The sequence below is a fragment of the Saccharothrix algeriensis genome (genome assembly GCF_016907655.1).
GTDB lineage: Bacteria > Actinomycetota > Actinomycetes > Mycobacteriales > Pseudonocardiaceae > Actinosynnema > Actinosynnema algeriense.
In genome coordinates this window covers 5214760-5236636 of record NZ_JAFBCL010000001.1, presented here as the reverse complement: position 1 = coordinate 5236636, position 21877 = coordinate 5214760, and the positions used below count along the sequence as shown (strand labels likewise).

15 protein-coding genes are annotated in these 21877 nt (G+C 76.7%); 11 read left to right on the top strand and 4 right to left on the bottom strand.

The window, feature by feature from the left end:
• Positions 1-120 precede the first annotated feature (120 nt).
• The 4 genes from JOE68_RS23980 to JOE68_RS23965 all read left to right on the top strand — a co-directional run bounded on the left by JOE68_RS23980 (position 121) and on the right by JOE68_RS23965 (position 6619).
• Entirely contained in the window at positions 121-1242 is a 1122-nt protein-coding gene (locus JOE68_RS23980; protein WP_204844529.1) for an FxsB family cyclophane-forming radical SAM/SPASM peptide maturase, read from the top strand.
• The gene (locus JOE68_RS31935; RefSeq protein ID WP_204844528.1) at positions 1239-2384 is read left to right on the top strand and encodes an aKG-HExxH-type peptide beta-hydroxylase; all 1146 of its coding nucleotides are present in this window, start codon (positions 1239-1241) and stop codon (positions 2382-2384) included. The genes JOE68_RS23980 and JOE68_RS31935 overlap by 4 nt, the downstream gene beginning before the upstream one ends.
• Before the next feature lie 173 nt (positions 2385-2557).
• Positions 2558-6004 carry a TM0106 family RecB-like putative nuclease gene (locus JOE68_RS23970; RefSeq protein ID WP_204844527.1) on the top strand — a complete coding sequence of 1149 codons (3447 nt, stop codon included), beginning with the start codon at positions 2558-2560 and terminating at the stop codon, positions 6002-6004.
• Positions 6005-6073: 69 nt separating this feature from the next.
• A complete protein-coding gene (locus JOE68_RS23965) occupies positions 6074-6619 on the top strand; it encodes a snapalysin family zinc-dependent metalloprotease (protein WP_204844526.1) in 546 nt (181 codons plus the stop codon).
• Positions 6620-7087: 468 nt separating this feature from the next.
• On the opposite strand, the gene JOE68_RS23960 is transcribed toward JOE68_RS23965, so the two are convergent.
• Positions 7088-7771 carry an enoyl-CoA hydratase/isomerase family protein gene (locus tag JOE68_RS23960; RefSeq protein ID WP_204844525.1) on the bottom strand — a complete coding sequence of 228 codons (684 nt, stop codon included), beginning with the start codon at positions 7769-7771 and terminating at the stop codon, positions 7088-7090.
• 70 nt (positions 7772-7841) lie between these two features.
• On the opposite strand from JOE68_RS23960, the gene JOE68_RS23955 reads away from it, so the two are divergent.
• The 5 genes from JOE68_RS23955 to JOE68_RS23935 all read left to right on the top strand — a co-directional run bounded on the left by JOE68_RS23955 (position 7842) and on the right by JOE68_RS23935 (position 15846).
• On the top strand, positions 7842-8387 hold the full coding sequence (locus JOE68_RS23955; RefSeq protein ID WP_204844524.1) for a hypothetical protein: 546 nt from the start codon (positions 7842-7844) through the stop codon (positions 8385-8387).
• Positions 8388-8936: 549 nt separating this feature from the next.
• Positions 8937-11825, top strand: a complete 2889-nt coding sequence (locus tag JOE68_RS23950; RefSeq protein ID WP_204844523.1) for a type 2 lanthipeptide synthetase LanM family protein — start codon at positions 8937-8939, stop codon at positions 11823-11825.
• Complete coding sequence (locus tag JOE68_RS23945; RefSeq protein WP_204844522.1) at positions 11822-12031, top strand: hypothetical protein; 210 nt, start codon at positions 11822-11824, stop codon at positions 12029-12031. Before JOE68_RS23950 ends, JOE68_RS23945 begins: the two co-directional genes overlap by 4 nt.
• A gap of 83 nt (positions 12032-12114) precedes the next feature.
• Positions 12115-15036 (top strand): helix-turn-helix transcriptional regulator, encoded by a 2922-nt coding sequence (locus tag JOE68_RS23940; protein WP_204844521.1) that lies wholly within the window; start codon positions 12115-12117, stop codon positions 15034-15036.
• Positions 15037-15075: 39 nt separating this feature from the next.
• Entirely contained in the window at positions 15076-15846 is a 771-nt protein-coding gene (locus JOE68_RS23935) for a peptidylprolyl isomerase (protein WP_372443369.1), read from the top strand.
• Positions 15847-15850: 4 nt separating this feature from the next.
• On the opposite strand, the gene JOE68_RS23930 is transcribed toward JOE68_RS23935, so the two are convergent.
• Positions 15851-16573: a LolA-like protein gene (locus JOE68_RS23930; RefSeq protein WP_204844520.1), complete on the bottom strand. Its 723-nt coding sequence runs from the start codon at positions 16571-16573 to the stop codon at positions 15851-15853.
• 98 nt (positions 16574-16671) lie between these two features.
• Between JOE68_RS23930 and JOE68_RS23925 the strand changes: the two genes are divergently transcribed.
• Positions 16672-17322 (top strand): MOSC domain-containing protein, encoded by a 651-nt coding sequence (locus JOE68_RS23925; protein ID WP_204844519.1) that lies wholly within the window; start codon positions 16672-16674, stop codon positions 17320-17322.
• Between the two features lie 7 nt (positions 17323-17329).
• On the opposite strand, the gene paaZ is transcribed toward JOE68_RS23925, so the two are convergent.
• Entirely contained in the window at positions 17330-19375 is a 2046-nt protein-coding gene (gene paaZ / locus JOE68_RS23920; protein WP_204844518.1) for a phenylacetic acid degradation bifunctional protein PaaZ, read from the bottom strand.
• A 156-nt stretch (positions 19376-19531) separates the two neighbouring features.
• Here paaZ and JOE68_RS23915 point away from each other — a divergent pair, with 156 nt between their 5' ends.
• Positions 19532-20500 (top strand): LLM class flavin-dependent oxidoreductase, encoded by a 969-nt coding sequence (locus JOE68_RS23915; protein WP_204844517.1) that lies wholly within the window; start codon positions 19532-19534, stop codon positions 20498-20500.
• 116 nt (positions 20501-20616) lie between these two features.
• Here JOE68_RS23915 and JOE68_RS23910 read toward each other — a convergent pair whose 3' ends face one another.
• Complete coding sequence (locus JOE68_RS23910; protein ID WP_204846257.1) at positions 20617-21516, bottom strand: proteasome assembly chaperone family protein; 900 nt, start codon at positions 21514-21516, stop codon at positions 20617-20619.
• Positions 21517-21877: the final 361 nt, after the last annotated feature.

Here is a 21877-nt window from a genome sequence, read left to right as displayed (position 1 = left end):
GTGCGCTCGACCCCATCGTAGTGCGCCACAACGGGGAATGACGGGAATCCTCCGATTGGCGGAAGTAGCGGCCGGCCCGATGTGTTTGGTTTGTTCGGGGGCCGATGGATCGGGGGGTGGATGGCAGCGCGTCCGTTCCGCCAGTTCGTGGTGAAGGTGCACAGCCGGTGCAACCTCGCCTGCGACTACTGCTACGTCTACGAACTGGCCGACCAGGGCTGGCGCTCGCGACCGCGCGCGATGTCGCCGGACGTGGTCGCCCGCACCGCCGACCGGGTGGCGCGGCACGTGCGCGCGCACGGCCTGGCCGAGGTGGAAGTCGTGCTGCACGGCGGTGAACCGCTGCTGGCCGGGCGGTCCGCGCTGGAATCGCTGGTGCGCCGCTTCCGGTCCGCGGTGCCCGCGCGGGTCCGCTTCTCCGTGCAGACCAACGGAACCCTGCTCGACCGCGCGTTCCTGGAGCTGTTCGCGGCGCTGGACGTGCGGGTCGGGGTCAGCCTCGACGGCGACCCGGAGGCGCACGACCGGCACCGCGTGCGGCCCGACGGAACGGGCAGCTGGGCGTCGGTGCGGTCGGCGCTGCGGTTGCTGGCCGACGAGTTCCGCGCGGTGTACAGCGGCCTGCTCTGCGTCGTGGACGTGCGGTCCGACCCGACGCGCACTTACCGCGCGCTGCTCGAATTCGCCCCGCCGGCGGTCGATTTCCTGCTGCCGCACGGGAACTGGTCGGCGCCGCCGCCGGCGCGCGTCACCGGTTCGCCGGACACCCCTTACGCGGAATGGCTGACGGACCTGTTCAACCACTGGTACCCGGCCCCGGGAACGCGGGTGCGGTTGTTCGAGGAGTTGCTGAACCTGGTGCTGGGCGGGCAGTCGCGGGTGGAGGGCGTGGGGTTGACCCCGACCGCGCAGGTGGTGGTGGAGACCGACGGCGCGATCTCCGCCTCCGACATCCTGGCCTCCTCCTCCCCCGCCGCGGCGGCGACCGGGCTGCACGTCGCCCGCGACGACTTCGACCGGGCGCTGGAGCTGCCCGAGGTCCTGGCCGGGCGGTCCGGGCTGGCCGGGCTGTCGGCGGCCTGCCGGGCCTGCCCGGTGGTGTCGGCGTGCGGCGGCGGCCTGCGGGCGCACCGGTTCGCCGGCGACGGGTTCGACCACCCGTCGGTCTACTGCCCGGACCTGTACCGCCTGATCACCCACGTCCGCGACCGGGTGGCGGCGGACCTGGCGGCCCCGGCGTGACGCCGCGGCCGTGGCGGTTGTCCGCCGAGGACTTCACCGCGCTGGCTCGGGGCGGGGGCGGCGCCCGCGCCGCCCGCGCGCTGCGGCTGGCGCGGCGCAGCCGGACGGCGCTGCTGGTCCGGGCGATCGCCGCCGCGCCCGAGGCGCGCCCCGCCTACCGCCTGCTGGTCGACGCCGACCGGGCGGCGCCGCAGGCCGTGGCGCGGGTGCTGGAGCACCCGTCGGTGGGCGCCTGGGCGACCCGCACGGCGCTGGCGCTGCGCCGCGGTGAGCCGGCGCGGCCCGGCGACCTGGCGTTCGCCGCGGCGGCCGCGGCGGTGCGGGCCGGTGTCCCGGTCCGGGTGGACCTGCCGGTGGCGCCGCCGTTCTGGCTGCCCTCGCTGGGCCTGGTCCGCGACCCGGGCACGCTCGCCCACGAGCCGCTGCCGGAGGCGGCGCTCGGCTCGCACGCGGTGCAGCTGGACGCGTGGGCGGGCGGCGGCGCGCCGGCGGGGCTCGCGATCGACGCCGACTTCGACCCGGCGTGGTGGCGCGCGGCGCTGGCCGACGCGTGGGCCGTCCTGGCGGGCGACCACCCGGCGATGGCCGCGGAGTTCACCGAGCTGGTCACCGTGCTGACGCCGATGCCGTCCCCGCCGGCGGGGACGAGCAGCGCGACGGTGGCCGACGCGTTCGGCTGCGTGTTCCTGTCGCCCACCCCCGACGCGGAGACGCTCGCGGTGACCCTGGCGCACGAGGCCCAGCACACCAAGCTGGTGGCGCTGATGGACCTGTTCCCGCTGCTGGCGCCCGACCGGCGGGAGATCTTCTACGCGCCGTGGCGGGAGGACCCCAGGCCGCTGGTCGGGCTGCTGCACGGCACCTACGCCCACCTGGGGGTGGCGGCGTTCTGGCGGGCCCGGCCGGGCCTGCGCGCGCAGACCGAGTTCGCGCGCTGGCGCTCGGCCGCCCTGTTCACCGCGGAAACCCTGCTGAACAGCGGCAAGCTGACCGCGACCGGGCAGGCGTTCGTGCGCGGCATGGCGGAGGTGCTGCGGCGGTGGTGCGCCGAGCCGGTGCACCCCACGGCCCTGGCGCACGCCGTGGCCGAGGCCGCGGCCCACCGGGACCGCTGGGCCACGCGCGTGGCCAACACCGGCTGACCACCCCAACCCCCGACCCACCCCGGCCCCTGACCCACCCCGGTCCACGCCGCCCGCCGGCGGCCCCGCGAGCGGCGGGGCCAGCGCGGGGCCCGGGTGTCGCTCCCGACACCGCCGCGACTCGCCGGGCGTGATCCACCGGCCCGGCCGGTCGGCCCGCGATACTGCCCGCCATGCTCAACGCCGACGGCCGGGTGGCGCACTCCCCGGTGGATCTGGTGGACCTGCTGGAGTGCGAGCACCGCAGCCGGCTGATCACGGCCGCGGCCCTCGGCGTGCCGGGCGCGCCGCTGCCGGAGCCGGCCCGCGACGTCCTGGCGGCCCGCCACGGCATCGCGCACGAGCAGGCCGTGCTGGCGCGGTTCCGGGAACGCGGCGAGGTGGTGGAGATCCCGCAGCCGCCGCCGACGCACGAGGCGCTGACCGAGGCCGCGGCGGCGACCCGGCGGGCCCTCGACGCCGGCGTCCCGGTGGTCTACCAGGGCGTGTTCTACGCCGACGGGTTCCACGGGCGGGCGGACTTCCTGGTGCGCACCGACTCGGGCTACGAGCCGCACGACGCGAAGCTCGCCCGGCACGCGACGCCGGCGGCCGTGGTGCAGCTGACGGCCTACGCGGACGCGCTGGGCGACGCGGCCGGGCCGGGGATGCACCTGCTGCTCGGCGACGGCGGCACCCGGTCGTTCCGGGTGGCCGACTTCCTGCCGCTGGTGCGCAGCCTGCGGCAGCGGCTGCGGGACCGGGCCGCCCTCCCGCCGACCCTGCCGGACCGGCTGTGGGACGACGAGCGGCCCGCCTGCGCCACCTGCCGGTTCGCCCGGCACTGCGCGAGCGGCCGGGAGCGCGACCGCGACCTGTCGCTGGTGGCGGGCATCCGGGCCGACCAGCGGCGCAAGCTGGTGGCCGCCGGGCTGGGCACCATCGACGCCCTGGCCGCCGCCACCCGGCTGGACCGGCCGCCGACGATGTCCGCCGCCACGTTCGCCGGGCTGCGGTCGCAGGCGGCGCTGCAGGTCATCCAGGACGACTCGCGGACGGCCGACGACCCGGTCGGCAAGGTCGCCTACGAGGTGGTCGAGCCGCAGGCGCTGGCGGAGCTGCCCGCGCCCAGCCCCGGCGACCTGTTCTTCGACATGGAGGGCGACCCGTACGCGCTGGGCGGCGAGGGCTTGGAGTACCTGTTCGGCGCGGTGACGCCCGAGGAGGAGTTCACGCCGTTCTGGGCGCACACCCGGCCGCAGGAGAAGGCCGCGTTCGAGCGGTTCGTGGACTTCGCGACGGCCCGGCTGGCGGAGCACCCGGGGGCGCACGTCTACCACTACGCGCCCTACGAGGTCAACGCGCTCAAGCGGCTCGCCGCCCTGCACGGCACCCGCGAGGAGGCCGTCGACCACCTGCTGCGGTCCGGGGCGCTGGTCGACCTGTACGCGGTGGTGCGCAAGGCGTTGCGCGTCTCGCAGCGGTCGTACTCGATCAAGTACCTGGAGCCGCTGTACATGCCCTCGGCGCGCGGCGGCGAGGTGACCGACGCGGTGTCCAGCATCGAGGCTTACGAGGAGTACCTGGTGCTGACCGCGGCCGACGACGCGGCGCGCGCCGAGGAGGTGCTCGCCGGGATCGCCGACTACAACGCCTACGACTGCGTCTCGACGCGCCGGCTGCACCGGTTCCTGCTGGAGGTGCGGGCGGAGGCGGGCATCGAGCCGCACGTGCCCGAGCAGTCGTTCTCCGCCGAGGTCGAGGACGGGATCGCGGCGCAGCGGCGGGCCGAGCGCGCCGAGCGGATCGCCGCCGTGGTGGACCCGCTGCTGGCCGGGCTACCGGACAACCCGGCGGACGCCACCGCCGACGAGCGGGCCCGCGCGCTGCTGGCGGCGGCCGTCGGCTACCACCGCCGGGAGACCAACCCGGCCTGGTGGGACTTCTTCCGGCAGGTGTCCGCGCCGCTGTCGGAGCTGGAGTCCGACGGCGCCTGCGCGGTGCCGGTGTCGGTGGGCGCCCAGGACTGGGTGATGCCCTCCGGCCGGGTGCGCAAGGCCAAGCGCGAGGTGGTCGTGCGGTGCGACCCGGACCGGCCGCACCCGTTCGCGACCGGCGACCAGGTGCGGCTGCTCTACCCCGGCGCGCCGAACCGGACGCGGGACGCGGTGGTGCTGGCGGAGTCGGCCGAGGAGATCGCGCTGCTGGAGAGCGCGGCGCCGGACGAGGTCGACGGGGACCGGCCGGTGGCGGTGCTGCCGGGCAGCCCGGTGCGGCCCTCGCCCAAGGACGAGGCGGTGCACGAGCTGGCGCGGGCGGTGGCCGACGGCCTGCCGGAGCTGCCGCCGCACCCCGGCGTGGACCTGGTGCGGCGCACGCCGCGCACGCGGGGCCCCCTGCCGCGCACCGGCGACGTCATCGCCGACGTGATCGCGGCGGTGGACGCGCTGGACGGCTCGGCGCTGGCCGTGCAGGGGCCGCCGGGCGCGGGCAAGACCTACCTCGCGGGGCGGCTGATCGCGCACCTGGTGCGCGGCGGGCGCAGCGTCGGGGTGACGTCGAACAGCCACAAGGCCGTGGAGAACGTGCTGACCGCGGCGCGGGCCGCCGGGCGCGAGCTGGGCGTGCCGATCCCGACCGCCAAGCGGCCCAAGGGCGCCGCGGTCGAGGGCTGCCCGTGGGAGCAGCCGAAGGACAACTCCGCCCTGGTCCGCTGGCGCACCGACCAGGGCGCCGGCCACCTGGTCGGCGGGACGGCGTGGACGTTCGCCAACACCGCCCTGCGGGAGCGGCCGTTCGACGTGCTGATCGTGGACGAGGCCGGGCAGTTCGCGCTGGCCGACGCGCTGGCGGTGGCCACCTGCGCGCGCAACCTGGTGCTGCTGGGCGATCCCCAGCAGCTGCCGCAGGTGGTGCAGGGCACGCACCCGGCGGGCGCGGACGCGTCGGCGCTGGGGCACCTGATCGGCGACGCGGACGTGATCCCGGCGGAGCTGGGGTACTTCCTGGACCAGACGCGGCGGATGCACCCCGACGTGTGCGAGCCGGTGTCGCGGCTGTCCTACGCCGGGCTGCTGCGCGCCCACCCGAGCACGGCCGCGCGCGGCGTCTCCGGGCTGGCGTCGGGGGTGTACGTCCACCGGGTGGAGCACCGGCACAACACCACCAGCTCGGCGGAGGAGGCCGCCGCGGTGGTGGACGTCGTGCGGTCGCTGATGGGTCGCGTGTGGACGGACGGGCCGGGCGCGCGGCCGTTGGACGACTCGGACGTGCTGGTGGTCGCGCCGTACAACATGCAGGTGCGGCTGGTGCGCCGGGAGCTGGAGGCCGCCGGGTACGAGCACGTCCGGGTGGGCACGGTGGACCGGTTCCAGGGGCAGGAGGCGCCGGTGGTCGTCACCACCATGACCTCCTCGGCGGCCGTCGACCTGCCGCGCGGGCTGGACTTCCTGCTGTCCCGCAACCGGCTCAACGTCGCGCTGTCGCGGGCGCAGGGCGTCGCGGTGGTGGTCTGCTCGCCCCGGCTGGTCGAGGCCGACATCCGCGGGGTGGACCAGCTGCGGCTGGTGTCCGGGATGATCGGCCTGCTCGCCGACGCCCGGCCGTGGCCCATCGACGGCATCTATGCCCAGAAGCTATGACCCCGTCCGGTCATCTGCTCTTAATGTCAACGAACGCGAGAACCTTCCCCCTGCACCGAAGGAGATCGTGTGACCGGCAAGTTCCTGCGCCTCGCCCTCGGGGCGCTGTTCACCACCCTCGCCCTCGTGGGCACCAGCCTGACCAGTGCGGCAACGGCGGCGCCCGCCGCGCCGTCGGCACTGGCCAGGACCGTCTACTACAGCGCCTCCGGCTACTCGGCGGAAGCCGACCAGGCCGCGCAGATCTGGAACTCCAGGGTGCCCAACCTGCGGCTCGTCCGCGGCGGCAGCGCCACCATCCGGATCGCCGCGACCAACGGTGGCGGTTCCCGGGCCTATCCCTGCGGGCTCGGGTGCGCCACGATCTACATCGACAACCGCGACGTCGCGGCGGGCAACTACGCGCTGCGGATCGTGGCGCACGAGATCGGGCACGGACTGGGGTTGCCCGACACCTACAACGGCATCTGCTCGTACCTGATGTCGGGCGGCAGCGCGGGCACGTCCTGCCGCAACGTGTACCCCAACGCCCAGGAGGCGAACCGGGTGAACCAGCTCTTCGCGGGGCGCTACGCGCCCGCCGCCGGCACCCCCGGCGTCTACGCGAGGGGCTAGGAGCGCCGCGGCGCGGTGGCGGGTCGCACTCCCCGCCACCGCGCCCGGCCGGACCGCTCCACCGCCGGCGGTTGCAGCTCGGCGGCCGGGCCGCCGGCGGAGCGGTCGGATCGCGGACCGGCCGGGGCAGGTGAGGCCCACCTGCCCCGGCCGGTCCGCGTGCCCGCGCGTGCGCTCCCCGCGATCGCGGTGGCCGGGAGGGCGCGGGCGGCGGCCGGGTCCCGGGCAGGTCGGGCGGGTCGACCTCGGGCTCGGCGACCGCGGTGGCCCCGAGGCCCCGGCGGTCCGGCGCCTCGGCGTGCTCCCCGGAGGCGATGAGGTGGTCGGCGGCCCGCGCCGCAGGTCCCACCGGGCCGCCGCCCTCCCGCGTGGTGGCCGAGGTCCCGCCCTGGCGGTCGCCGCCGCCGGGGGAAAAGCCGATGCCCCCGGTCCTGCCGGAGGTCGCCACCTGTGCCGCCCGAGGGGTGCTCAGGTTCGCCGGAGCCGGTCCGGTCCCCCGTCGCCGGGGCTTGCGGGCCCGGCGCTCCCCCGCTCCGCCGCCGCCCGGGCGCCCACCACCGCGGTCCCGCCGCCGGTCGCGCGGACCCCCAGGACCGCGGTCGCACCCGCGGTCGCGGGCTCCCGCGCGCCGCGCCGCGCCCGCTCGGGCTCCGCGGCCGTGCACCGGTTCGCCAGCTCCACCGCCGCCGACAGCACCGCGCCGGGCGCCACGACCTGGTCGACCAGCCCGGTGCGCAGCGCCTCGGCGGCGGTGACGCGGCGGCACACCAGGACCGGGCTCCCGGTCACGCTGACCAGCTCCGCGCCCTCGGCCAGCACCCGGTGGTCGCACGCCATCGCCAGCTCCGCCACGTCGCCGAAGGCGCTCGCGCCGAGGGCGACCACCACCGGGACCGGGAGGGCCGCCAGCTCGTCCCGCAGGGCGCGCAGCTCCCTCAGGTGCGCCCGCCGCTCGGCCGGCGCGGCGCGGACCACACCCTTCACGTCCACCGACAGCGCGGACTCGCAGCCGTGCAGGACCAGGGCGTCGACCTCGGGCAGCACGGGCAGCACGGCGCGCAGGCGGGCCGGCCACGTGTCCACGGGCTGGTGCACCCGGATGACCGCGACGCCACGGGAGACCTCTACTGTGACCGGCATCAGGTAGCCCATCGTGGCCGACTTTTCGCCCGGTTGTCATGCTCTTGACCACTATCGGGTGAACATGGGGTACAACATGCCGGTGAAACGGATAGCGGCGCTCGCCCTGCTGCTGGTGACCGCCGCGTGCGCGGCGCCGGTCGAGGGCAGGCCGGTGGCGGCGCCGATCACGACCAAGGCCGCGTCCGGCGAGGTCGTGCGGTGGATGAACAACTTCTGCGGGATCGCGAACTACATGATCGCCTCCGGCGGCGTGCAGGTCGACCAGCCGCCCGCCGACCCGGCCGCCGCCAAGAAGGCCATCAGCGACGCCCTCGGGCGCGTGGTGGACGTCCTGAACGTCGCCGTGCACGATCTCGAAGAGCTGACCCCCGCCCCGGTGACGGCCGCCGACGCCGCCGTCGAGGTGGTCGTCGAGCCGCTGTCCAAGGCGCGGGACAAGTTCGTCCTGGCCAAGTCGACGGTGGACGGCGCGACCGAGATGACCACCGACGTGTTCTCGTCGGTCATGCAGAACATGACCGAGGCCGTCTCGGTGATGAACGAGGCCGTCGAGAAGATGTCCGTCGTCACGCTGCCCGACGAGTTCAAAGAAGCCGCCACCCAGGCGGAGAACTGCCGGAAGTAGGGGCGCGACCGGGACCCGCGCCCGCCGGCCCCCCGCACCCGGCGGCGGTAGCGGACCGCGCACCGACGACCGCGCACCGCGCACGCCGGCTGCCGCACGCCGCGGTCCGCGACCACCGGCTGCCGCGCACCTCGGCGACGCCGGCCCGCGACCGCCGGCTGCCGCACGCCGCGGTCCGCGACCACCGGCTGCCGCGCACCTCGGCGACGCCGGCCCGCGACCGCCGGCTGCCGCACGCCGCGGTCCGCGACCACCGGCTGCCGCGCACCTCGGCGACGCCGGCCCGCGACCGCCGGCTGCCGCACGCCGCGCACCTCGGCGAGACCGGCCCGCGCACCCCGGCGACCGAAGCCCCCACCCGCCGGACCCCGCACCCGCGGCCCCGCGCGCAGCGGCGGGAACGGGGGCGCCGGACGCCCCGGGCAGCACCCGCGCGAGGGACCGGCGTGCCCCGCGCCACCTGCGGTTTCCGCATCCGCGCGGCTTCCCGGCAAATCTGGGGGCGCACCCCCCATGTGCGAGGACCCGTCACGTGACACGTTGTCCAGCGTGATCCCGTCCGCCGTCGACCGGCTCCCCGCGACCTGGTGGCACAGCGGCGTGCGCGGGAGCACCTCCCGACCGGTCGCCCCGCAGGGGCGGCCGGCGTGGGCCGCGTTCGTGGAACGCGCCACCGCGACCGCGGCCCACGCCAGTTTCCCCGGCGGTGACTGGGACGACGCCTTCGCGTTCGCGCTGCGCCCCCTGGTGCGCGCCGCGCGGGCCCTCGACCCGCGGCTGGACGACGACTTCGCCCGCCGCCTCGGGCACCGGCTGGCCCGCGTCGCCGCGCGCACCCTGGTGCTGGAGCTGAACCTCCAGCGCCTCGGGCGCCGGCTGCGCGGCGACACGCCGCAGGAGCGGTTCGCCCACTTCGTGGCGCACCTGGACCTCGCGGAGCTGTTCGCGAAGTACCCGGTGCTCGCCCGGCTGCTCGGCCAAGCCTGCCTGCACGCCGTGCAGGCGCACCGGGAGCTGCTGGACCGGCTCGCCCGCGACCGCGCGGCGATCGTGCGGACCCTGCTCGACGGCCGCGACCCCGGCCCGGTGGTGGCCGTGGAGACCGGCAAGGGCGACGCCCACCAGCACGGCCGCTCGGTGGCCGTGCTGCGCTTCCGGGACGGCCGGAAGGTGGTCTACAAGCCGCGCCCGGTCGCGCTGCACGACGCGTTCGGCGGGCTGCTGGCGTGGTTCGACGGGCACACCGGGCTGGGCCTGCGGGTGCCGCGGACGCTGGCGCGCCCCACCCACGGCTGGCTGGAGTTCGTCGAGCACGCCCCGTGCCCGGACGTCGCCGCCGTCGGCCGCTTCTACCACCGGCTGGGCGCGCTGATCGCCCTGCTGTACGCGGTGGACGGCACCGACATGCACTACGAGAACCTGATCGCGTGCGGCGACCAGCCGGTGCTGGTGGACGTCGAGACGCTGTTCCACCCCACCGTCGGCATCCCGGCCGACCCGGCGGTGAAGGCGCTGGCGCGCTCGGTGCACCGCACGGCGGTGCTGCCGCGCGTGCTGCTGGGCGAGCACGGCGCGCTGGACGTCGGCGGCGTGGGCGGCGACCACGGCGAGCCGTTCCCGGCCGACGGCGTCGCGTGGCTGCACCCCGGCACCGACCGGATGCGGCTGGTGCGCAGGCCGGCGCCGCTGCCGCCGGCGCTGAACCGGCCGACGGTGCTCGGCGCGGAGGCCGAGCCCGCCGACTACCAGGGCGCGCTGCTGGCCGGGTTCCGCACCGGCTACGACGCGCTCTACGACCACCGGGCGGAGCTGCTGGGCGAGGACGGCCTGCTGCGGGCGTTCGCCGACCTGCCGGTGCGGTTCGTGCCGCGCGCGACCCAGCTCTACGCGACGCTGCTGGACGAGTCGACCCACCCGGACGCGCTGCGCGGCGCCCCGGACCGCGACCTGGCGCTGGACCTGCTGTGGGACGAGTCCGGCGCCGAGGACGTGCTGCGGGCGCTGGTGCCGCACGAGCTGACCGACCTGTGGTCGGGCGACGTGCCGCTGTTCACCACGCGGCCGGGCAGCCGGGACGTGTGGTCGGCGGGCGGCGAGCGGCTGGTCGACCTGCTGCCGGAGTCCGGGCTGCAGGCGGTGGCCGCCAAGATCGCCGCGCTGGACGAGGTGGACCGGCACGACCAGCAGTGGCTGATCAGCGCCGCGCTGGCGAGCCGGCCGCGGCCGGTGGAGCACCGCACCGGCGCGGGCGTGCCGGACCCGCTGGAGGCGGGCGTGCCGGACCCGCAGCGGCTGCTGGTCGCGGCGTGCGGCATCGCCGACGAGGTGCTGGCGCGGGCCACCGCCGACGGCCGCCGGGTCAACTGGGTGGGCCTGGAGCTGGTGGACGACCGGCACTGGGCGGTGGCCGCGATGGGCGCGGGCCTGTCCAACGGCTACACCGGGGTGGCGCTGTTCCTGGCCCAGCTGGGCGCGCTGACCGGGGCCGACCGCTACACCGGGCTCGCCCGCGCCGCGCTGGCCCCGGTGCCGGGGCTGCTGCGGTCCTTCGCCGCCGACACCGAGCTGGCGGTCGCCGTCGGCAGCGGCGCGTTCCACGGGCTGGGCGGCATCTGCTACGCGCTGGCGCGCCTGGCGGACCTGCTCGACGACGCCGAGGTCGCGGGCTGGCTCGCCGAGGCCGTCGACGTCGCGACGGCGGTCGAGGCGGTCGGCGAGGACCCGGCGAACGTCGTGGAGGGCCGGGCGGGCGGCCTGGCCGCGATGCTGGCCGTGCACGCGATCAGCGGGCTTCCCTCGGCCGCGCGGCTGGCCCGCCGCCACGCCGAGCGGCTGCTGGCCGCCAACCCCGGCGGCGACGGCTTCGCGCGCGGCCGGGCGGGCGTCGGCTGGGCCATGCTGCGCTACGCGCGGACCGCGCGGGACAACCGCTGCGGCGTGGCGGGGCGCGCCCACCTGCGCGCCGACCACGCGCTGCGGCAGCGGCTGCTGGACGTGGGCGAGGCCGACCACAGCTGGTGCTCGGGCCTGTCCGGCGCGGTGCTGGCGCACGCGGCCCACCCCGACCAGCCGGTCGACACCCACACCCTGCACCTCGACCGGTGCCTCAACGCCCTGGCGGTGCACGAGCCGCTGCGCGACCTGAGCCTGTGCCACGGCGAGTTGGGCGTCCTGGAGTCGCTGGCGGTGCTCGCCGAACGCGGGCACGACCTGGCGGCTGCCATGCTGTCCCGGCGCGCCGGGCTCGTGCTCGGCGCGCTGGACCAGTACGGGCCGCGCTGCGGGACACCCGGCGGCGTGCCGTCGGCGGGCCTGCTCACCGGCCTGTCGGGGATCGGGTACGGGCTGCTCCGCCTCGGGTTCCCCGAGCGGACGCCGTCCGTGCTCCTGCTGGAAACCCCTGCCCACCCCAACCCTCGCGAGGAGAGAACCCGATGAGCAACGCCAACCGCGACGAGGTCGCCACCTGGGACGACGACCAGGACGGCGACCACCCCGCCGGGGAGATGGCGCTGACCCGCAAGACCCGGACCGGCGCGCGGGCCCGCGCGCTGGCCGGCCTGACCCTCGCCGTCGGCGCGTACGCGGTGGTCGCCGCGGGCCTGGCCGACAGCACCTCGGTGAGCGCGCCCGTGCTGAGCTGACGCCCGGCGGCGCCACCGACCGGACTGCCCGCCCGACTGGGGGTGCGGGCAGTCCGGCGTGCGCTTGACTAAGGTCGGCACCCATGCAGACCCGCGCGCCGGTCGTGGTCGGCCGCGACGCCGAACTCCGGGTGTTGGACCAGGCCCTGGCCGACGCCGCCGCCCGGCACGGGCGTGCCGTCTTCCTGGTCGGCGAGCCGGGCATCGGCAAGACCCGCCTGGCCAGGGCCGCCGCGGGCGCGGCCTTCGACCGGGGGATGCGGGTGCTGCGCGGGCGCGGCTCCACGATCGGCCCGATGGTGCCGTTCCGGCCGCTGGCCGAGGCGCTGATGTCGCTGCTGCGCGGCGGCGACGGGCCGGACCCGCGGGAGCTGGGGCCCTACCAGCCGGTGCTGGGCCGCCTGGTGCCCGAGTGGGGCGGCGACCCCGGCGGCGGCCACTCGGTCGTCGTGCTGGCGGAGGCGGTGCTGCGGCTGCTGGCCGTGATCGGCCGGACCAGGCCGTGCCTGCTGGTGCTGGAGGACCTGCACGACTCGGACGCCGAGACGCTGGCGGTCATCGACTACCTGGTGGACAACCTGGACCAGGTCCCGGCGGTGCTGCTGGTCACCACCCGCGCCGACCCCGGCCCGGCCCTGGAGGTCATCCGCCTGGCCGCGCAGCGGGACGCGGGCGCGCTGCTGGAGCTGCGCCGGCTGGACGAGCGCGAGGTGCGCCGGATGGTCGCCTCCTGCCTGGAGGTCGAGCCCGCCGAGGTGCCCGACGCGGTGGCGCAGCGCCTGTGGGCCGACAGCGCGGGCAACCCGTTCGTGGTCGAGGAGATGCTGCACGGCCTGGTGGGCGGCGGCCTGCTGGTGCGCGGCCCGGACGGCTGGCAGGCGCTGGGCGAGCTGCGCATCACCGTGCCGACGGCGCTGGTGCGCTCCATCGCCCACCGCACCGACCGGCTGGGGCCGCAGGGCCGCGAGCTGCTCTCCGTCGCCGCCGTCCTGGGCCACCGGTTCCCGCTGTCGGTGCTGCGCGCGGTGACCGGCACGGACGACCGGGCCCTGCTGTCGCACCTGCACGCCGGCGTGGCCGCCCAGCTGGTGACCCCGGACGAGCCGGCGCCGGACTGGTACGCGTTCCGCCACCCGCTGACCGCCGAGGCGCTGCTCGCGCAGCTGACCCCGACGCACCGGGCGGAGGTGTCGCGGCGCACCGCCGACGCCGTCACCGCGCTGCACCCCGACCTGCCGGGCGAGTGGTGCCCGCTGGTGGCGTCGCTGCGGCTGGACGCGGGCCAGACCGCCGAGGCGGGCGCCCTGCTCGCCGAGGCGGGCAGGCGCGCCCTGGCCGACGGCGCCGCCGGGTCGGCCGTGCGGCTGCTCGACCACGCCCACCGGCTGCTCGCCAGCGGGGTGGACGTGGGCGTCCGGGCCGACGTGCTGGGCTCGCTGCTGCCCGCCCTGGGCGAGGCCGGCCAGTTCGAGCGGGCCTTCGCCCTGGTCGACGCGGTGGCCGAGCTGAGCGCGGCGGGCCTGGACCGGGTGCGCCGGGCCGAGCTGCACACCGGCCTGGCCCGGGTCGCCTGGCTGGCCGGCCGGTGCGCGGACGGCATGGCGCAGGTGGCCGCCGCGCGCGCCCTGCTGGGGCCGGACGCCGACGACGCGCACGCCGCCCGCGTGGACTCGGTGGCCGCCTTCCTGACCCTCAACGCCGAGCGCCCCGACCGCATCGCCTCCGCCGAGGTGCTGGCCCGGCGCGCCGCCGAGGCCGCCCGCCGGGCGGAGCTGCCCGAGGTCGGCTGCGAGGCGTGGCAGCTGCTGGGCATCCTGGCCCGCGACCGCGACCTGGCCGAGGCCGGCGAGCACTTCACCAGGGCGCGGCAGCTGGCCGAGGAGCACGGGCTGCCGATCCAGCGCACCCACGCCGTCGTCCGCCAGGCCGGTGTCGACTGGCTGGCCGACGGCTCGGCGGCGGAGCTGGTGGCGGCGCGCGAGGAGGCGCTGCGGGTCGGCGCGATCACCGTGGCCTACAACGTGGACGCGATCCTGGGCCTGGACGCCGTGCTGCGCGGCCAGTACGCCGTGGCGGAGGAGAAGCTGGCCCGCTGCGGCGAGGGCACCCGGCGGCTGCAGCTCAAGTCCATGACGCTGTACGTCCTGATGGCGCAGGCGACCGCCGCCGGGCACCAGGGCCGGCGGTCCGAAGTGGACAGCGCCGTGGCGGAGTTCCACGCGCTGGGCGGGATCGGCTCGCAGGAGCGCCCGCTGTGCTTCGGCCTGGCGCGCGCGTTCTGCGCCCTGCTGGAGGAGGACCGCGACCTGGCGGCGCAGGACCTGGCCCGCGCCCGCGCCTACGAGGCCGAGACGCCGACCACGTTCCACCTGTCGGGCACCCACGGCCTGCGGCTGCTGCTGGGCGCGCTGTCGGGCGAGCTGGACCGCGCGGCGTACGACGACATCACGCGCTCGGCCGCCGCCGGGATGCGCTGGAACCGGGTGTTCGGCCAGTTCGCGCTGGCGGTCCTGCTGGGGCGCGAGGGCCGGGAGGAGCAGGCCGCGGCGGCGGTGCGCTCCGCCCGCGAGGCCGCCGCGATCTACCCGCTGGCCCGCCACCTCGGGCTGCGCCTGGTGGCCGGCGCGGCGGTGGCCGACGGCTGGGGCGAGCCGGTGGGCTGGCTGCGCGCGGCCGAGGAGCACTTCCACCAGAGCGGCGGGACGGCGGTGGCCAGCGCGTGCCGCGGCCTGCTCCGGCAGCTGGGCGCGTCGGTGCCGCAGCGGCGGACCGGCTCGGAACAGGTGCCGCGCGAGCTGCGGGCGCTGGGCGTGACCGTGCGGGAGTTCGAGGTGTTCCGGCTGCTGGCGGGCCGCCTGGGCAACAAGGCGATCGCGACCCGGCTGCACATCTCGCCGCGCACGGTGGAGAAGCACGTGGCCAGCCTGATCACCAAGACCGCGCAGCCGGACCGCGAGTCGCTCAGCACGCTGGCCGCCGACCTCGGACCCGCCGACCGGCCCTAGCAGCGGCAGCGGCCGTTCGCTAGGACTGTGGGCGTGAGAATCCTCCTGGCAGTGGTGCTGGCCCTGGTGATGGGCGGCGGCGTCGCACAGGCGTCGGGTGACGCGGCGGCGCACGACCCGGACGTGACGCGCGGCCCGGACGGGCCCGGAGCGGGCGGCCCGACCGCCGCCGGCGGCGGGGACGTCACCAGGGGCCCGTGCGCCTACACCAAGACCCCCGACGACCCCGCGGCCCGGCCGGTGAAGCTGCCGCCGGACCCGCGGCGCACCCCGGCCAGGGGCCGGGTCGAGGTCCTGCTCAAGACCGACCGGGGGCCGATCCCGCTGGTGCTGGACCGGGCGAAGGCGCCCTGCACCGTCCAGAGCTTCCTGCACCTGGTGGCGAAGCGGTTCTACGACGACACCACCTGCCACCGCCTCACCGCCTACCCCACGCTCAAGGTGCTCCAGTGCGGCGACCCGACGGGCACCGGCGAGCGCGGGCCGGGCTACCGGTTCAAGGACGAGCTGCCCACCGACCTCGCGCCCGCGCCCAACGACCCCACCGGCACGCGGCGGATCTACCCGCGCGGCACCCTGGCGATGGCCAACGCCGGCCCCGACACCAACGGCAGCCAGTTCTTCCTGGTCACCTCGGACTCCGTCCTGCGCCCCGACTACACCGTGTTCGGCAGCATCCGGCCGGCGGGCCTGAAGACCCTGGACGCCATCGCGGCCACCGGCATCGCGCCCACCCCGGACGACCCGGCGCCGGTGGACGGCCGGCCCGCCGAGCCGGTGGACATCAGCCGCGCCAAGCGGGGCCGCTGACCCGCTAGGGCAGGGGCGCGGCGATCCGGATGTCCGCGTTCCAGTCCGCGAACCGGTGCACGGTGCGCTGGAAGACGTTCTCCTCCAACGTCTTCAGCGTCTGCTCCACCCGGACCGGCAGGTTGCCCGGCCCCACCCACACCACGGCGGTGCCGGTGAACCCGGACTCGTAGGCGGCCAGCAGCCGGCCCCGGTGCGCGATGTCGGTGGTCCGCTCGGCCTGGTGCCGCAGGTCCACCAGCATCGTGTACCGGCGGGTCGGCACGCCGTCCAGCGACTCGTCGCCGGTCTCCACGATCAGCGAGCCGCGCAGCGGGTCCACCACCGACCGGGGGTCGACCTCGTCGGGCAGGCCCTCGACCGGGACGCCGGACTTCACCGGGGCGGGGTCGGCGCGGTCCAGCCGCGTCCAGGAGCCGCCGCCGGTGCGGGCGAAGCCCGCGTCGGGCAGCACCACCACGTCCACCGAGTCCTCCCGCAGGGCCACCAGCCGGCCGCCGCGGGTCCGCAGCAGGTCGCCGCCGACGCGGACCCGCCGGCCGGACAGGGTGGTCTCGGCGTCGAACCGCACCGAGTGCTGCTCGGCCGACCGCGCCACCAGCGCGGCGACCAGCGTCCGCGCGTCCCGGGCCACCGGCTCCAGCGTCGCCTCGGGCACCGGTGTCCGCTCCGCGCACCCCGCCAGCACTCCGGCGCACAGCAGCAACGGGACCACGGACCTGCGCATGACTTTCCCCCCGGAAGCGGTGATCGACGCCCATCCTGGCGCACCGGCGCGGGGTGCGGGACGGGAATCGGCACACTACCTCGGCTACCGTTCGGCCCATGCCCCACGTGCTCTCGGTGAACCTCGGCAGCCGCACCGCCATCGACCAGTCGGTCCTGGGCCACACCGGCGGGATCAAGCGCCCCGTGGCCGGGCCCGTCGAGATCGCTCCGGTGACCGCGGGCAGCGGCCTGGCCGGCGACCACATCTCCGACACCCGCGTCCACGGCGGGAGCGACCAGGCCGTCTACGCCTACGCGCGGGAGGACCTGGACGGCTGGGCGGCGCGGCTGGGCCGGGAGATCCCGGCGGGCCTGTTCGGCGAGAACCTCACGACGGTCGGGGTGGACCTGACCGACGCCGTGCTGGGCGAGAAGTGGCGCATGGGCACCGCGGTGATCCAGGTGACCAACCCGCGCATCCCGTGCCGCACGTTCGCCGCCGTCATGGCCGAGCCGGGCTGGATCAGGACCTTCACCCGCGAGGGCGCCTGCGGCGCCTACTTCCGCGTCGTGGAGGCGGGCGCCGTCGCCGCCGGCGACCCGGCCGAGCTGGTGGAGCGCCCCGACCACGGCGTGACGGTCCGGCTGGCGTTCCGGGCCCTGATGACGGAGCCGGAGCTGCTGCCCCGCCTGGCCGAGGCGGGGCCGCACCTGACCGACGTCCTGCGCCGCCAGGTCGACCGCCGCACGGCGCCCGACCCGGCCTGAGGCGCCCCTAGGACCGCGTCCCGGCGGGCCGCGTCTTGGCCACCAGCGTGAGCACGTCGTACCGGGCCACCGACTCGCCCTTCTGGTTGACCACGTCGGCGTCCCAGCGCACCTCGCCGTAGTCCTGGTCCTCCCGCGGCGTGATCTGCTTGGCGGTCAGCGTGACCGTCAGCTCGTCGCCCGGGAAGGTCGGCGTCAGGAACCGCAGGTTCTCCAGGCCGTAGTTCGCCAGCACCGGCCCCGGCTCGGGCGAGACGAACAGCCCGGCCGCGAACGACACCACGAGGTAGCCGTGCGCGACCCGCCCGCCGAAGAACGGGTTCGCCGCCGCCGCCTCCTCGTCGGTGTGGGCGTAGAAGGTGTCGCCGGTGAAGTCGGCGAAGTGCTCGACGTCCTCCAGCGTCACGCGGCGCGGGCCGGCCACCACCGCGTCCCCGACCCGCAGCTCGGCCAGCGACTTGCGGAACGGGTGCACGTCGGACTCGGTGCGGTCGCCGCCCGCCACCCACCGCCCGGTGACCGCGCCGAGCACCCGGGGGCTGCCCTGCACGGCGGTGCGCTGGAGGTGGTGCAGCACGCCGCGGATGCCGCCCAGCTCCTCCCCGCCGCCGGCCCGCCCCGGGCCGCCGTGCACCAGCGCGGGCAGCGGCGAGCCGTGCCCGGTGGACTCCCCGGCGTCGTCCCGGTCGAGCACCAGCAGCCGCCCGTGCCAGGGCGCCACGCCGAGCACCACCTCGCGCACGAAGTCGGCGTCGTGGCTGACCACCGAGCCGACCAGGCTGCCCGCGCCGCGCGCCGCCAGCTCCACCGCGTGCGCCGCCCCGTCGTAGGGCAGCAGGGTGGACACCGGGCCGAACGCCTCCACCTCGTGCGGCTGCGGCCGGTCGGGGTCGGCCTTGAGCAGCACCGGCGACAGGAACGCGCCGCGCTCGGCGTCCGCGTCCACCACCTCGACCGAGTCCGGCGAGCCGTAGACCGGGTCGCCGACCGCCAGCAGCGCCTTCAGCGAGCGCCGGACCTCCTCGCGCTGCTCCAGCCCGGCCAGCGCGCCCATCCGCACCGACTCGTTGGCCGGGTTGCCGACGACGACCTTCGCCAGCCGCTCGCGGGCGGCCTCGGCGACGGCGTCCAGCAGCGGGGCGGGCACCAGCGCGCGCCGGATGGCCGTGCACTTCTGGCCGGCCTTGGCGGTCATCTCGCCGACCAGCTGCTTGACGAACAGGTCGAACTCGGGGGTGCCCGCCACCGCGTCGGGGCCCAGGACCGAGCAGTTCAGCGAGTCGGCCTCGGCGTTGAACCGCACCGAGGACCGCACGACGGCCGGGTGCGTCCGCAGCAGCCGGGCCGTGGCCGCCGACCCGGTGAACCCGACGAGGTCCTGCGGGGTGAGGTGGTCGAGCAGGTCGCCGGCGCCGCCCGAGACCAGCTGCAGCGCGCCCTCGGGCAGCAGGCCCGAGGCCAGCGCCAGCTCGACCAGCTTCTCGGTCAGGTAGGCGGTCTGGGAGGCGGGCTTGACCAGCGACGGCACGCCGGCGATGAACGCGGGCGCGAACTTCTCCAGCGGTCCCCACACGGGGAAGTTGAAGGCGTTGATCTGCACCGCCACGCCGCGCAGGGGGGTGCCGATGTGCTGCCCGACGAACGTGCCGCCCCGGCTCAGCCGCTCGACCGCGCCGTCGACGTAGACGGTGTCGTTGGGCAGCTCGCGCTTGGCCTTGCTCGCGTACCCGAACAGCACGCCGATCCCGCCGTCCACGTCGACCAGCGCGTCGGTCCTGGTCGCCCCGGACCGCGCCGACAGCGCGTACAGCTCGTCGCGGTGCTCGCGCAGGTGGGACGCCAGCGCCTTGAGCAGCGCCGCCCGCTGGTGGAAGGTCAGCTCCCGCAACGCCGGCCCGCCGACCCGGCGGCCGTGGTCCAGCGCCGCGGCCATGTCGACGCCCGCCGACGAGATGCGGGCGATCTCCTCACCGGTCACCGCGTCGTGCAGCGGCGCGCCCTCGGCGGACGAGGTGTGCCAGCGACCGGACACGTAGCTGCGCAGCATGGCCATCGGGTGTCGACCTCCTTGTCGCGTGCCGGTGGGTGTCCCGGCCCACCCGACAGTAGAGCGCCCCGGACCGTCCGGTAACCCGACCACCGGACCGGGTGTGACCCCGGTCGGGGGTGAGGGCGGAATCCCGGTGCCCCGGGTGGTGTTGTGCGCGGTGTGAGGCTCTCCGTCCTGGACCGGTCGCGCACGCGCTCGGGTGGTTCGCACGCCGAAGCCCTGCGGGACACGGTGGAGTTCGCCCGGCAGGTGGAGGCGGCGGGCTACCACCGGTTCTGGGTGTCGGAGCACCACGGCGTGCCCGGCGTGGCCGGGTCCGCCCCCACGGTGCTGGCGGCGGCGGTCGCCGCGGCCACGTCGCGCATCCGGGTCGGCACGGGCGGGGTGATGCTGCCCAACCACCAGCCGCTGGTCGTGGCCGAGCAGTTCGGAGTGCTGGAGTCGCTGTTCCCCGGCCGGGTCGACATGGGGCTGGGGCGCTCGGTCGGCTTCACCGGGCCGGTGCGCCGGGCGCTGGGGCGCGACCGGCGGGACGCGGACGAGTTCGGCGCGCGGCTGGCCGAGCTGCTGTCCTACTTCACCGGCGACGCCGCCGTGTCCGGCTACCCGGCGCGCGGGCTGCGGGTGCCGGCGTTCGTGCTGGCCACGGGCGCGGGGGCGCAGGTCGCGGCGGCGCACGGGCTGCCGCTGGTCATCGCGGCGGTCCGGGGCGAGGAGGCGCTGGCGCGGGCCGTCGACGGGTACCGAGAGCGGTTCCGGCCCTCCGCGTGGGCCGACGAGCCCTACATCGTGGTGTCGACGGCCGTCGCGGTGGCCGACACGACCGAGGACGCCCGGCGGCTGCTGGCGCCCGAGGCGTGGTCCATGGCGCACTCCCGCACGCGCGGCGAGTTCCCGCCGCTGCGACCGCCGGAGGAGGTCCTCGCCCTGGCGATGACGCCCCGGGAGCGCGGGTACTTCGAGGAGTCGTTGCGGGGCCAGGTGTTCGGCACGCCCCCGGAGGTGGCCGAGGCGCTGGGCGGGCTGGTGCGGCGGACCGGGGCCGACGAGGTGCTGGTGACCACCAGCACCTACGACCGCGCGGACCTGCTGGCGTCCTACCGGCGCCTGGCCGACCTGTGCGGCTGACCGCCGACCGGCACCGCCGACCCGGCACCGCCGACCGACGACCGGCACGGCCGACCGCGGCCCGGACGCGGGAGGGCCGGCTCACGCGCCGCGCGAGCCGGCCCTCCCGCGTCCGGTCAGCGGTCGCCCTGGCGCTCGGCGAGGAAGCGCTCGAACTCCGCGCCCAGCTCGTCCGCGCTGGGCAGCGACTCGTCCTCGCCGACCAGCAGGTTCTCCGAAGCCTCGGAGAACGCGTCGTACTGCCGCTCCAGCGCCTGCACGACCTGCGCCACCTCCTCGGACTCCGCCACCTGGCGGGCGATCTCGGCGTCGGTGCGGCGCGCGGCCTCCTGCAGGGCGGCGGAGGGCACCACCAGCCCGGTCGCCCCGGTCAGCGACTCCAGCAGGCCCACGGCCGCCGCCGGGTACGTGCCCTGCGCCAGGTAGTGCGGCACGTAGGCGGCGAAGCCCATCGCGTCGTGGCCCGACTGGCCCAGCCGCAGCTCCAGCAGCGCCGACAGGTTGCCCGGCACCTGCACCCGGTTGAACGGCGACGACCCGGTGACCAGGTCCGGCCGCGTGGCGTGCGAGATCACCGACAGCTTCCGGGTGTGCGGCACGCCCATCGGGATGCCGTGGAAGCTCACCGCCAGCCGCACGCCCCAGCGGTCGACCAGCGAGCGCACGGCCGCCACCACCGCCTCCCAGCGGCGGTCCGGCTCGGGGCCGGTCAGCAGCAGGAACGGCGCGCCGGCCGAGTCGTGCAGCAGCCGCACCACCAGCTCGGGGGCGGCGTAGTCCTCCCACCGATCGGTGGCGTAGGTCATGGCGGGCCGCCGGGCGCGGTAGTCGATCAGGTCGTCCACGTCGAACCGGGCCACCACCCGGTGCTCGTGCACCGCGAGCAGGTGGTCGACCAGCGCGGAACCCGCCGCGCCGGCGTCCATGAAGCCGTCGAAGTGGTGCAGGAGCACCGCTCCGGTCAGGTCCGGGACGTCGGAGTCGACCTCGAACAGCTCCTCCGGGTCCTGCGCCACCTCGTGCCTCCTCAGGTAGTCCTCCACCCGTTCAACGCCGATCGGGCGCTGATCCATTCCCGGCGCCGCCCGGCGCCCGCGCGGGTCCGGGCTCGACCGACGGCCCGGGGTCCGCCCCCGGCTCGGCGCGGCCGCCCGGCCGGGGGCGGGCAACCGCCCCGGACGCCGTGCCGGTGGGCAGCGGGCGGACCCTCGTGCACACCGCCACCGGCCGCGCGGCCGGCCTCTGCCCGGCACCGGGGGTGCGCGAACGGCGGCGCTGACCGACCACCGGGTCCGCGCACCGTGACGAGCGCCCGGCGCGGGGGTGTTCGGATCGGACGAAGCGCTTGACCTCCAGCAGGATCGAGGTCCTACGTTT

Excerpts from the sequence above, each read along its gene's own strand:
- JOE68_RS23980 (WP_204844529.1), top strand. The coding sequence starts at position 121 with ATGGCAGCGCGTCCGTTCCGCCAGTTCGTGGTGAAGGTGCACAGCCGG.
- JOE68_RS23970 (WP_204844527.1), top strand. The coding sequence starts at position 2,558 with ATGCTCAACGCCGACGGCCGGGTGGCGCACTCCCCGGTGGATCTGGTG.
- JOE68_RS23960 (WP_204844525.1), bottom strand. The coding sequence starts at position 7,771 with ATGGGCTACCTGATGCCGGTCACAGTAGAGGTCTCCCGTGGCGTCGCG.
- JOE68_RS23945 (WP_204844522.1), top strand. The coding sequence starts at position 11,822 with ATGAGCAACGCCAACCGCGACGAGGTCGCCACCTGGGACGACGACCAG.
- JOE68_RS23940 (WP_204844521.1), top strand. The coding sequence starts at position 12,115 with ATGCAGACCCGCGCGCCGGTCGTGGTCGGCCGCGACGCCGAACTCCGG.
- JOE68_RS23930 (WP_204844520.1), bottom strand. The coding sequence starts at position 16,573 with ATGCGCAGGTCCGTGGTCCCGTTGCTGCTGTGCGCCGGAGTGCTGGCG.
- JOE68_RS23925 (WP_204844519.1), top strand. The coding sequence starts at position 16,672 with ATGCCCCACGTGCTCTCGGTGAACCTCGGCAGCCGCACCGCCATCGAC.
- paaZ (WP_204844518.1), bottom strand. The coding sequence starts at position 19,375 with ATGGCCATGCTGCGCAGCTACGTGTCCGGTCGCTGGCACACCTCGTCC.